Genomic DNA, 12,526 nt, shown 5'->3' with positions numbered 1-12,526 from the left:
GCGAGATCCCGGTAAAGGAAGGCCGTTACGAATTCAAGTATTCGACCACTTCCATGCCAGAAGGGGATTTCACACTGACCATCGATGGCGAGACAAAGACGATACACTTGAACTCCTTGTCCGATGACGCAAGCACCCCAAGCGACAGTTCCAGCTCAGGTGGTAGCTCTGGCGGAAGCGGTGCCGGAACAAGCCCTGACAAAGACGCAAAGAATGTCCTGACAACCGATTTTGCTAACCTGAGGGTATTTAGCGGCACACCTGTAGAACATCATTTTGAACGAACTGCGAATCCTGTTACCTACATAAAGTTCACATCCGGCGTGACGGCCAAAAGTGTACCCATCACCATAGAGGTCCTTAAACAAACATCAGAACTTGTAAAAGAAACACCACAAGGAACTGTTTACAAGAACCTGAACATCTGGGTGGGCTATGAAGGATTCGCCGTTCCAAATAACATAAAGGACGCAATACTGGAGTTCAATGTAAATGCTGCATGGATTGAAGAGAACAACATCGATTCTCAAAAGGTCTTCATGAAGCATTACAACTCTGAAACCGATAAATGGGAAAATGTCCCAACAACATATATTGAGACCCGTGATGGTATTGCCTACTATCAGGCAGAACCGGACTCATTTTCACCATTTGCCATTGTAGGGATGGAAGACAAGGATACCCAGATAAGTGTTGAGGTTATGGACACCGATCCCGAACATTCATATGAGGATAACGCAAGCCATCTTAAACGAACTATGCTCACCCCCAATTTGATCACCCTTATCCTAGGATTGATAATTCCAACAGGAGCATTCGCAATCTACAGAAGGAACCGTAACAAAGAGTAAATCTCACCTATAGTGAGCAGGATGCCACTGGTTTCAACCGGTGGTTGTTGACTCTTCTGACTCTTTGTTTTACACTCTTCAAACTCTATGAAAATCATTTGATCTACTTTGCAAAGCGGAAAACAAAATGCAAGGAATGAATTATCGTATCTATGTTCTGTCAAATCAGGATAATATGTTCAAAATGACAACTTCTCAATAAATCTAAATAGTATACATTTTAATGTAATTGTATAGGCCAATGGGGGAATTTGGTGGAACCAGAAGTAATTACAACCTTGTCTTAACTTTTCTACTATACCTCGGCTACTTTTCCTGAAAATTGCAGTGAGATCAGCATCTAAAGTCACAAATTCATTTAGATATAAATGCAGAACATTATTATCTTAGGTACTTGTGGGGATCACTAGTATATGGGGGGATCATTACGATCAAAGAAGATTATAATCTATTCCTTACGCTCATCAAAAAAATAAATTCATTGTTCTATAGACCAGTTCCTGAAATCTCACATGGAGATCTGATTGAATGGGATGTATCTTCTATTCAATTAAAGCAAGGCGAGGAGCTAATGATCTCAGGGAAAACAAAACCTGATAAAAGTATAAAATTAGACGTCAATTTCGAGATGTCAATTCCTGTTAATGATAAAAAGTATGAACACAGGTTCGATGACGTGGCGATAAATTCAATACCAAACGAATTCCGGGTCGAGGCATATAATGTCAGGAATATGACCTTCACGGTCCGAATGCTTATACCTTTTAAGCAGTACAGAGAAGCTGAAAATGGGCGGGCGATATACATTGACAAAGATGTTCCTTCAGGAAACTATGATATAATAATAAATGGAGAAATTGAAAGTGCAGAAAATGTTCTATTGAAGATCAAAGCTTCGCAAACAATCGTTTCAGACAGTGAAGGCAATTTTGCTTACGGATATCCAACAAAAGCATTCCCAATTGGCCCCATTAAATTATTCTTAGGAAAGGAAGAAAAAGAAATAAAAATAATCCCCTGAAAAAAGGGGATTCAGTTCCTTTTGCTCATTATTGTCATGAACTCGTTTGCTCCCATTACAGGAACAGTTTCAATGTAGCACACATCCGACCATGGGAGGTTGAATGTTGCAAAAGCCTCTGCATCGTCGCACTCATATAGGATAAAAAATCTGCCTCCCGTGAGATCGACCCATTGATTGTGGACCTTTATCCCTGCAGGCATTTTTATTTCTTTAAAGTGTTCAAGTATGAGATCACGACTCTCTGGTTCCCAAGTACTGATTTCCATATATAACATATTAATTACCCCACTTTTAATTTAACAATTATACCATAAAAAATTAGATCCAAGAGGATCTCATGGCATTATTACTGTGTAATTGATGTTCATTGATCCATTACTGGCTTCAATATCGTCCTGGATCACATTTGCATTATTTACTTTTGACCATCTCTCGGATCTCAGCTTTTTCTGCTCATCAGTGATATGAACTCGGTTGATTTCATTACAGGGACAGTTTCAATGTAGCACACATCCGACCATGGAAGGTTGAATTTTGCAAAAGTCTCTGCATCCTCACATTCATACAGGATAAAATATCTTCCTCCCGTGAGATCGACCCATTGATCGTGTACCTTTATTCCTGCAGGCATCTTCAGTTCTTTTAAGTGTTCAACTATAAGATCACGTTTCTCTGGTTCCCAGGTACTGATTTCCATGTATAACATTTTCATTTCCCCAATTTTGATTTAATAATTACACCATATAAAAAAATGAAATTCTTTTGAATTTCATGGTGAATCTCATGCATTATTAATTTTTTAGCGATATTTGATATCTGGCCTTAGTATTTTCTGCTCATTACTGATATGAAATCGGTTGATTTCATTACAGGAACAGTTTCAATGTAGCAAATATCTGACCATGGAAGGTTAAATGCTGCAAAAGCTTCCGCATCGTCGCACTCATATAAGATAAAATATCGAGATCCTGTTAGATCTACCCATTGATCGTGTACCTTTACTCCTGCAGGCACTTTGATCTCTTTGAAGTGTTCAAGTATCAGATCACGTTTCTCTGGTTCCCATGTACTGATTTCCATGTATAACATATTCATTACCCCAATTTTGATTTAGCAATTATTTACTTTTACACCATCTCTGGTATCAAATATAATTGACCTTCAATGGACAGTTTTTACAGATTGTCTGGTTGCTAAAAGCACAGCTAATAGTCCTTTTAGCATTTTCATCTGTGTCCCCCGACCACCAAATAAATTATGTATGTTAAGTTCAGTCCCTATTTCATATATAGCTTACTATCTATTCTGACCAAACTATATTTAGCTTTACAATAAGCTCGATAAGAAGCCTTTAAGGTAGGGTCATGAGCAAATGTGGCCAAGTTATTTTGAAAAATTAATTTACTAAATAAGGGCTCTTATGGATTATCTGATAAAGTAAACCGTTGATATTGACACACCTTTTAAGTTTGTGTCTCAATATCTTGAAATTCCCTTCTTTTACTTGATCTCGAATGCAAGGGAAATGCTATATTTCAGAAGTCGAACAATGTCTTTTGCGGTTTAGCCTTTGATGCACTCTTTTTAACAGGAGGTACATTTTCGCTCTCTTTCTTTTCGCTCTTGTCCTCTTGAGGTGCGCTGTTGATTATCTGTGTAAGGTCCATCTGTTTCTTGTCAGGGGTCTGTTTTCTGGGCTTCTTCTCAAAGAACGCCTGACCTTCATCGCGTCCAAGGCTCTGTCGTCTTGCCTGTGCGAGGTCATGTATCCTCTGTATGTCCTTTGTGACCTTTTTCTTGCCCGTGAGATAGACCATCTCATCAATGCTCAGTTCAAGATCGAAAGTGACATCTGCTGCATATTCGTCTTCTTCCAGCATCCTGCCGTAAAGGTGTGCAAGGTCTGTGCGTGAATATCGCATGGATTTATTGGCATGGTCCGCTATCTTTGAAGCGATATTATCTCTCATATCACGTTTTGCCCTTAATTGTCCCATCTTTCGCCAGAACGATGGTGGCTGGTACTTTGTGAACCCGCGGCCAACGTGGGTCTTTGAAACAACGGTACCGCATGTCATAAGGGCACCTGCATATCTCCATAGACGGTAGCTCTGTCGTTTTCTTACACGCCCGAGGTACCTGTCCGCTTTAGCCAAATGCCCATATCCTGTGATGAGGTCTTCCTCTGTGCCTTCTTCAGTTCCATATTGTAAAGGCAGGTTCTCGTCTATCCAGTGGATAAGGTTCTCAGGGGTCTCATCAAGACCATAGGTAGCTTCCAGTGCTTTCTTTGGGTCTGTGTGCTTGAATATCTTTCCAAGCACTTTGAAGATCGACTCTTTTGTATCCCTTTCGGAAGTAGCGATATCCTCTATGTGTATCTCATCCCTTCCGACTGCCACTGCCTGAAGGTCTTTAATGGCACTTCGCAGGTCCCCTCCGGCGTTCTCCGCTAGCTTTTCAAGAACTCCGACACCGCACATTATCTTCTCTTCGACACAGATCCTCTTAAGTGCCGGTATCATGGAACGTCCCTGTACTGAATTGAACTTGAGTTCAATGCAGAGTGAACGTATGGAAGGTGTAAGTCCATAGAGATCGTTGGCAATAAGCACGATGGGGTGGTCTGTGTTCTTTATAATGCCGCCGATGGCCCGGGTTCCTCCTCTGTCGGCATTCCCGTGGATATTATCGGCCTCATCAAGTATGATAAGTCTCTTTGCAGTGGTTCCTGTAAGGGAGCTCATCTTTGATGCAGAACCTGCTACCCTTTCAATGACGCCTGCTGTCCTCTGGTCACTTGCGTTAAGTTCAATGGTCTCCCAGTCAAGGTCCCTGGCAAGTGCATGTGCTGCAGAGGTCTTTCCAACACCTGCAGGACCATGCAGTATGACCGCTCTTTTTTCAGGCGTTCCTGATAGCCATGACTGTGCCCATTCACGCATATCCACAACAGACTTTTTGTTGCCTACAATGTCCGTAAGGGACCGTGGTCGGTATTTTTCAACCCATTCGATAGATTCTGCCATCTGTGATCATACCTTACATAAAAGGGAAAAGTAATTAATGTTTGCATTTCTTTGTTGATTCTAATTAATATCATTTCTGGCAGGTGTATCGTGGCTCGGCAAAGCAGCACAGAAGGTCTTATGGATGTTGTTAGGAGAAGGGCTATTTCAAATATAGCAAAGGTCGCCATAGGAGTTCGCAACCCTTCTGCAAAGATGATCTCCAGTATCGAGAATGCCCACAATTCAGGTTATGCTCACGTTATTCTCGTAGGGGATAAAAAGGAGATCGATTCTGTGGGAACTTTTCTTGAGATCATCAATACCCATGAACCCGAGATGGTGCTTGGTGATCTGCTTGCTTCCGGTTCCGTGGATGCTGCGGTAAGAGGCACTGCTAATGCTTCCGGCACTCTTTCCCATCTTAAGAATGTCCTTGGCATCGATAAGTTGTATCGCATGGCTTTTCTGATAAGTGCGGATGGTGTCCCGTTCTTCCTTGCTCCTGTCGGTATCGATGAGGGAAATGACCTTTCGGACAAGATAACCCTTGTGCGTCTTGGTGTCGAACATATACGCAGGTTCGATATCGAGCCTGTGGTGGGCATACTTTCAGGGGGCAGAATGGGAGATCTTGGCAGGCACGAGAAGATCGACCGTACCCTTGCAGATGGGGATTTCCTTGCAGCCCGGCTTCGGGATAACGGTATATGTGCAAAGCATTATACAATACTCATTGAAGATGCCATCAAGGAAGCGAACTTTATCTTTGCTCCAGATGGTATAACCGGCAACCTGATCTTCAGGACACTTGTTTTCCTCGGCGGAGGGGACGGTATTGGTGCGCCGGTATTGATGGATGATCATGTCTTCGTGGATACTTCCCGAGTGGGTGGCCATTATACGAAAGCCATAATGCTTGCCAGTGCTCTTGTGGACATGAAGAACGAAAGGAACGGATCGAATTAAGGGGTGTTTACATAGAAACTGTTGCCTGTGACTGGCCTGTTGTAAAAGGGGATTGTGTATCCGGTAAAGAGGATTCCTGTATTGCTGTTATCACACTTGCGAGTTCATTGGAACCGTATGGAGAAGCTGCTATGTGGGGTAGTTGCAAGACCGAGAACCTTGGTGCGGAAAAGATCATCATAAACACTATCTCAAATTCCAATATAAGGTATGTGCTGCTGTGTGGCAATGAATCAAAAGGTCACCTTGCCGGACAGACGCTTATTGCACTTCATAAGAACGGCATTGATGATGATGGTCGCATAATTGGTTCGGGCGGCGCAATTCCTTTTGTGGAGAACATCGGCAAGGATGCCATCGAACGTTTCCAGAAACAGGTTACTATAATTGACCGCATAGGTCTTACTGATATTGATGAAATATACAGTATTGTTGATGAATACTGCTCAAAGGACGGTTCATATTGTGAAGGTCCTTTTGTTGTGGAAGTTGTGACCAAGAGGATGACAGTCCCAAAGGATATGGTGGGTGGCAGTATGTTCTGTTTCCAGAAGGAGCAGAATATCGTGAATATTGCCGGAGTGAAGATGGGCGGGCAGCCCGGTGAGCTACCGACAGTCCTTGCAGGTACTATCTTCTATGAAGGGCATAAAATTGTAGAGAATGCGGATATCGGGATATTTGACCGGTTCGCTGCAGAGGATCTTGTGAATGTGCAGGATCTAATGTCGGATGAGACCGGTAATCCTTCGATAGTGCATATCTTTGCCAACACGGTCGAAAGTATGCAGAAATATATTGACTTTGTATCATCTGTAACTGATTCTCCATTCATAATCGATTCTCCGCAACCGGAGGTCAGAATGGCTTCTGCTGAGTATGTTACTGATATCGGCCTTGCTGACAAGACAATCTACAATTCCATCAATATGAGCATCACAGAAGCTGAATGCGAAGCACTCCGGCTTTCTGACATTGACAGTGCTATTGTTCTTGGTTTCAATGCAATGGATTCTTCCCTTGAGGGAAGGATGTCCCTTCTTGAAGATGGGGGCAAACTGCTTGACAAGGGATTGATCGAAGTGGCAGAGGACTGTGGTATCAGTAATATCCTTATTGATCCGAGCATTACCCCCATGGGTAATGGTGCAGGCATTGCACTTCGTATGACAATGGCAGCCAAGGAGAAATGGGGATTCCCGGTAGGTTCAGGTATTCATAATGCTCCTTCCTCATGGAGATGGCTCAAGGAGAAGAAGAAGCTCGATCCTCTTGTATATCGCATGTGTGATATCGGAACGGTAACGATGCAGCAATTAGTTGGTGGTGATTTTGTACTTTATGGTCCTATAGAGAATGCCCTGTACACCTTCCCAATGGCCGCGATGGCTGATATTATGATCGCGGAAGCTTCATCCGATCTGGTTTCCCAGACAGCATCCAGACACCCTCTTAACAGGCTGGTCTGAAATCGACCGCCTTGAAAATGTTTATGTATTGCTTCCATGCATATTTCTTTTTAACTCATCAGGTGGGAAGTCTCCTTGCGTAAGCTGGGGGGTGGAAGCCGTGCTGTCCACGTTTTACAAAACGTTTATATTTTGTTAAAACGCATAATGGTATTGATGCTAAAGGCTTACAAATACCGTTTATATCCAACTGAATCTCAAAAAGAGATTTTTCTAAAACATATCGGTGCATGTAGGTTTACATATAATTGGGCATTAGAACAGAAAGTCAAAGCATACGAAACTGATAAAAAACATTGATCAAGGTTCGATTTACAAAGTTGTCTTGTTCATGAACTGAAACCAGAGAACACATGGCTCAAAGAAGTTAATTCACAGTCATTGTTGAGTTCACTCATCAACCTCGAATCCGCTTTTACTAAATTTTTTAGGGAAAAGACAGGCTTCCCAAATTTTAAATCAAGAAAAAATATAGTTCAATCATTTTCTGTTCCTCAACATTATGAAGTAGATTTTGTGAACAATTCAATCAAGCTTCCTAAGATCAAACATCCAATCAAGGCAAGATTACATCGGAAGTTTGAAGGGAAACTAAAAACTGCAACAATATCAGTCACAAGCACGGGAAAGTTTCACATCAGTATTCTTGTTGACGATGGGAAAAAACTTCCAAATACACAAACTTTCGATGATGAAACGACGTTGGGGATAGATGTAGGTATAACTCATTTTGCCACACTTTCCGATGGCAAGAAGATTGAAAACCCCAATTATCTAAAAAACAGCATCGACCGAATGACTGTCTTGCAGAAAAGATTGAGCAAAAAGCAAAAAGGTTCTGCTAATCGTAATAAAGCAAGGCTAAAAGTAGCAAAACTACACGAAAGGATACGAAACCAGAGAACCGATTTTCTGCACAAAACTACTTCTAAACTGATAAGCGAGAACCAAGCTATAGCAGTGGAAACGTTGAATGTTAATGGGATGTTAAAGAATCACCATCTTGCACAAGCAATCAGTGATGTTTCGTGGAGTGAGTTTTTTCGGCAACTTGAATATAAAGCAGAATGGTACGGCAAAATATTGTTGAAGATTGGTCAGTTCGAACCATCTACTAAAATATGTAATGTGTGTGGACATTATAAAAGGGAAATGACACTTGCTGATAGAAAGTGGGAATGTCTCGAATGTGATGCAATGCATGACAGAGACATTAATGCTGCAATCAACATCAAGAAGTTTGCACTTCAAAATCAAAATCTACTAAACATTTGAATCACCTTCGGAACGAGGGAGAAGAGCCTGTGGACTTGTGAACGATAGTTCAAAGAATGAAGCAGGAAGCTCCATGCGTAAGTGTGGAGTAGTTCACCTTTCCCAGATTGGTCAGCCATGAAAGAGCTTAAAGTCAGTATATCTGATAAGTTATATGAGAAATTGTCCGATGTTGGGGATAGAGATTCCTTTGTGGCAGCACTTCTTGAAAAAGAGCTGGACAGGGCAGAATGCGAAGCTCCGGTGTCGAACAACAGCTTAAATAATGCATATGTTGGGGATGCTTTGGACATCATACCGGTTCAGGAAGATGTGGCTGAACCGACTATATCATGCTTTGATGTTCTGAATGAACCCGGTGACGATGGAAATGATATGTCTATCGAGATTGTCGGAAAAGTCCACTAACTTATATAAATTTTACGCATAGTCTCTACACTATATTCTCATTCTTCAATAATCTGTATAAATCCGTGTCTTTTAACGTTTTTAGACACGGATTAACACAGATTTACACGGATTTACACGGATTTGACTTTATGTGGGGATGTGATGCAATTCTCAATCCGTGTCTGAAAAACGGAATGACATGCATACACTAGTGTCGAGTCAACCATACAATGTTGCTACATGGAAAGGGGCAATACAGATGCTAAAAACGTCGCGACCACACGCGCGCAGCGCGGCACGTTCCTGCACCACGGCCATGAAATACAATACCGTTTTCAAGCGGCGGCGTATTTGCTGTTCTGAGAATTGTATGTTGGGCCATGGGTTTGATAGCAGTGGAATGCGCGCCTGTGGCGAAGATCGATGCTATGGTTTTTGTAGATACCTATCGGTCATTTTGGTGTTTCGAAAATTATGCCATATGATCTATGCACTTCATAACCCGACACTAGTAGACACTACCAAGAATAAGGCAGAATGTGCCGTTCAATAGTAGTATTGGTTAATCCTGCATACACTTCCCAGATGTGTTCAAGGTGTGGAATTATTGTCAAAAAGGAATTGAAAGACCGCATTCACGATTGTTCGTGTTGTGGCCTTAAATTAGATAGAGATCACAATGCATCTATCAACATACTGAGATTGGGACTACAATCTCTTGACTGAAAAATCATAGAAGCCCACGATCTTTAGTCGTGGGAGTAGTCACTCTCTGATAGCACCTTTGCTTGCTGAAGACACCATCTTTCGATAGCGTGCAAGGTATCCGGTGGCTTCCTTTTCAACCGGTTCGAACAAGGCCCTTCTCTTTTCAAGTTCCTCCTCCGGAACTTTGAGCTCAAGTCTTCTTCCAGGCATGTCTATCTCAATGATGTCGCCTTCCTGTATCAATCCAATAGGGCCGCCCTCATAAGCTTCAGGGGATATATGTCCTATGCATGGACCTCTTGTACCGCCTGAGAACCTTCCGTCAGTAATGAGTGCAACGGAATCGATAAGTCCCATTCCTGCTATGGCGGATGTCGGGGAGAGCATCTCTCGCATTCCTGGTCCTCCTTTTGGTCCTTCGTACCTGATGACCACAACGTCACCTGATCTGATATCTCCTTTAAGGATGGTTTCCATTGCCTCCTCTTCACTGTCGAAGACCCTTGCAGGTCCGGTGTGCCTGAGCATCTTCTCATCAACGGCAGACTGTTTGACCACAGCTCCATCAGGGGCAAGGTTTCCTTTCAGGACCGCAATACCGCCTTCCTCGTGGAGTGGTTCTTCGATTGTCGTGATAACGCGTGCGTTCGTCTTTGGGTTGACAATGACGAATTCCTCGATGTTCTCACCAATGGTCTTTCCGGTGACCGTTTTCTCGTCAAGGTTGAGCTTTGTTACGAGTCTCTTCAGAATTGCATGAACTCCGCCAGCTCTCTCAAAGTCGATCATGAAGTTATCTCCACCAGGTCTAAGTCCTATCAGGTGGGGAGTTGTCTTGCTCAGTTCATTGAACTTCTCAAGAGGAAGCTCAAGCCCGAATTCGTGTGCTATGGCGGGCAGGTGAAGTGTCGTGTTGGTACTTCCTCCGACCGCAAGGTCCACTCTTATCGCATTCTCGAATGACTTATCAGTGACTATCTGACGTGCGGTAAGTCCTTCGCTTACCATTGCAACGATCCTTTCTCCTGACTCCTTTGCAATGCGCATCTTTTTCGCATCTACTGCATGTGCGGTCGCACATCCTGGAAGACTGAGCCCGAGAGCCTCTGTCATACATGCCATTGTGTTTGCAGTGAACATTCCTGCACAGGAGCCTGCACCACAGCAACAGAGATCTTCAAGCTGTTTAAGTTTCTCAGATGAGACTGCACCGCTCCGGCAGGCGCCAACACCCTCAAAAACGGATACAAGGTCTGTGTATTTATCATCAACGAATCCTGGGAGCATTGGGCCGCCTGTCACAACAATTGCCGGAATGTCCACTCTTCCGGCAGCCATCAGGTGTCCAGGGGTGATCTTGTCACATGAAGTGACCATGACCATGCCGTCCATCTGCTGTCCCTGCAACATTATCTCAATAGTATCTTCTATTGCTTCCCTGCTTGGAAGTGAGTATTTCATACCTTCATGTCCCATTGCGATCCCATCGCAGACACCTATTGTATGGAACTCGAAAGGAACTCCGCCTGCATTGCGAATACCGGCCTTTACAGCTTCTGCTACTTTGTCAAGGTGAATATGTCCCGGAATGAACTCTGTCCAGGAATTCACAACAGCTATGAACGGTTTTTTCATCTCAGAATCCGTCACTCCCATAGCTTTCAAAAGCGATCTGTTCGGCGCTCGTGCGTCTCCTTTCTTTGTATTGTCACTTCTCATATGATAACCTCGTAAATGCAATGACCAACTATTCTACACGATTAAACTATATGAATAATATGGCATATTATATCAAAAGGTTCATTTATATGCCATCCTTCCTTTTAGTATCTCATGAGAGCTGTGATAATAGATGGTTATGTGGATGAACCGGCATGTTTCGGAGTCCCGCCCTATATTTCTCCTTATATTCGTTACATAGCCGGAGCCCTGCGTGAAAAGGGCTTTTTAGAGCATGACATTGATTATTTTACCATCGACAGTCTCAGAACAGCAACTCCTGAAGATGCCCAGCTCTTGAAAAAAGCTGATATTGTGGTAATATTGTCCGGTATGACGGTTCCCGGTAAATACCTCCGTTCCTCACCGATAACTCCCGGTGAGATCGAGAACCTCTGCACCCTTGCTTCAGGTATCAAGGTCCTAGGTGGTCCCATCCGTCTTGGTTTCAGTAAAGAAGGTGGCAAAGGTGCAAAAGAGCTTGGAATAGATGCCGAGGATACTATTCTCGCAAAAAGTGATATCGAAGCTTTTGTCTATGACCTTTTCGAAAATGGTAAACTCTGTGATCCTGAAGATATTTCCCACAGGATGAGGACCGTGGATGAGATCGGCAGATGGTCTAAGCTCGGTGCTTTCATAATAGCTCAACATCCCGATTATCCTCACGTTATGTGTGAAATGGAAACCTATCGCGGATGTGGTCGCAAGGTACACTGTTCCTTCTGCACTGAACGGTTCTACGGTCATTCTGATCACCGTCCTGTGGCAGATGTGATCGCTGAAGTATCTTCACTTTATGATCTCGGTGCAAGGAACTTCCGTATTGGGAGGCAGCCGGACCTATTGAGTTATCATGCTAAGGATATAGGTGCTGATGTTCTTCAGCCGAGCCCGGACGTTCTGGAAACCCTTTACAGTGGTATCCGAAAGGTCGCACCTGAACTGAAAGTTCTGCACATGGATAACACGAACCCTGCAACGATGGTCGCCTATCCGGAACAGAGCCTCGAGATATTGAAGACCATCGTGAAATATCATACCTCTGGCGATATCGCAGCATTGGGCATAGAAAGTGCGGACCCTGCCGTTGTTCGTGCGAATGACCTCAAA

General features: G+C 43.2%; 11 protein-coding genes and 3 pseudogenes. 9 read left to right on the top strand and 5 right to left on the bottom strand.

Going from position 1 to position 12,526, the window contains the following annotated elements:
* On the top strand, positions 1-851 hold an 851-nt coding region (locus KDK67_RS12455; protein WP_250869118.1), incomplete at its 5' end, for a PGF-pre-PGF domain-containing protein.
* 394 nt (positions 852-1,245) lie between these two features.
* A complete protein-coding gene (locus KDK67_RS12450; protein ID WP_250869117.1) occupies positions 1,246-1,872 on the top strand; it encodes a hypothetical protein in 627 nt (208 codons plus the stop codon).
* Between the two features lie 11 nt (positions 1,873-1,883).
* Here the strand turns inward: KDK67_RS12450 and KDK67_RS12445 are convergent, their stop codons facing one another.
* From KDK67_RS12445 to KDK67_RS12430, 4 genes are all read right to left on the bottom strand, one after another.
* The gene (locus tag KDK67_RS12445) at positions 1,884-2,150 is read right to left on the bottom strand and encodes a DUF3303 domain-containing protein (protein WP_250869116.1); all 267 of its coding nucleotides are present in this window, start codon (positions 2,148-2,150) and stop codon (positions 1,884-1,886) included.
* A gap of 164 nt (positions 2,151-2,314) precedes the next feature.
* The gene (locus tag KDK67_RS12440; RefSeq protein ID WP_250869115.1) at positions 2,315-2,581 is read right to left on the bottom strand and encodes a DUF3303 domain-containing protein; all 267 of its coding nucleotides are present in this window, start codon (positions 2,579-2,581) and stop codon (positions 2,315-2,317) included.
* A 116-nt stretch (positions 2,582-2,697) separates the two neighbouring features.
* Positions 2,698-2,964, bottom strand: a complete 267-nt coding sequence (locus KDK67_RS12435) for a DUF3303 domain-containing protein (RefSeq protein WP_250869113.1) — start codon at positions 2,962-2,964, stop codon at positions 2,698-2,700.
* A 446-nt stretch (positions 2,965-3,410) separates the two neighbouring features.
* Positions 3,411-4,904 (bottom strand): replication factor C large subunit, encoded by a 1,494-nt coding sequence (locus tag KDK67_RS12430; protein WP_250869111.1) that lies wholly within the window; start codon positions 4,902-4,904, stop codon positions 3,411-3,413.
* A 120-nt stretch (positions 4,905-5,024) separates the two neighbouring features.
* On the opposite strand from KDK67_RS12430, the gene mtxX reads away from it, so the two are divergent.
* The 6 genes and pseudogenes from mtxX (at position 5,025) to KDK67_RS12400 (ending at position 9,712) form a co-directional block, all read left to right on the top strand.
* A complete protein-coding gene (mtxX, locus tag KDK67_RS12425) occupies positions 5,025-5,852 on the top strand; it encodes a methanogenesis marker protein Mmp4/MtxX (RefSeq protein ID WP_250869121.1) in 828 nt (275 codons plus the stop codon).
* Positions 5,843-6,337: pseudogene (locus tag KDK67_RS12420) on the top strand (tetrahydromethanopterin S-methyltransferase subunit A); the annotation flags it as partial. The gene mtxX and the pseudogene KDK67_RS12420, both read left to right, overlap by 10 nt.
* Positions 6,338-6,388: 51 nt before the next feature.
* Positions 6,389-7,321 carry a tetrahydromethanopterin S-methyltransferase subunit H gene (gene mtrH / locus KDK67_RS12415; RefSeq protein WP_250869120.1) on the top strand — a complete coding sequence of 311 codons (933 nt, stop codon included), beginning with the start codon at positions 6,389-6,391 and terminating at the stop codon, positions 7,319-7,321.
* Positions 7,322-7,477: 156 nt separating this feature from the next.
* Positions 7,478-8,596, top strand: a pseudogene (gene tnpB, locus KDK67_RS12410) (IS200/IS605 family element RNA-guided endonuclease TnpB).
* Positions 8,597-8,713: 117 nt separating this feature from the next.
* On the top strand, positions 8,714-9,004 hold the full coding sequence (locus tag KDK67_RS12405) for a hypothetical protein (protein ID WP_250869109.1): 291 nt from the start codon (positions 8,714-8,716) through the stop codon (positions 9,002-9,004).
* A gap of 519 nt (positions 9,005-9,523) precedes the next feature.
* On the top strand, positions 9,524-9,712 hold the full coding sequence (locus KDK67_RS12400; RefSeq protein WP_338101268.1) for a zinc ribbon domain-containing protein: 189 nt from the start codon (positions 9,524-9,526) through the stop codon (positions 9,710-9,712).
* 39 nt (positions 9,713-9,751) lie between these two features.
* Here the strand turns inward: KDK67_RS12400 and ilvD are convergent, their stop codons facing one another.
* The gene (gene ilvD / locus KDK67_RS12395; protein WP_250869107.1) at positions 9,752-11,413 is read right to left on the bottom strand and encodes a dihydroxy-acid dehydratase; all 1,662 of its coding nucleotides are present in this window, start codon (positions 11,411-11,413) and stop codon (positions 9,752-9,754) included.
* A gap of 114 nt (positions 11,414-11,527) precedes the next feature.
* Between ilvD and KDK67_RS12390 the strand changes: the two are divergent.
* A pseudogene (locus tag KDK67_RS12390) lies at positions 11,528-12,526 on the top strand (radical SAM protein); the annotation flags it as partial.

The organism is Methanococcoides seepicolus (assembly GCF_023684405.1).
Lineage (GTDB): Archaea > Halobacteriota > Methanosarcinia > Methanosarcinales > Methanosarcinaceae > Methanococcoides > Methanococcoides seepicolus.
Note: the sequence above shows the minus strand (reverse complement) of the source record. Positions and strands in the feature narration are given on the sequence as shown.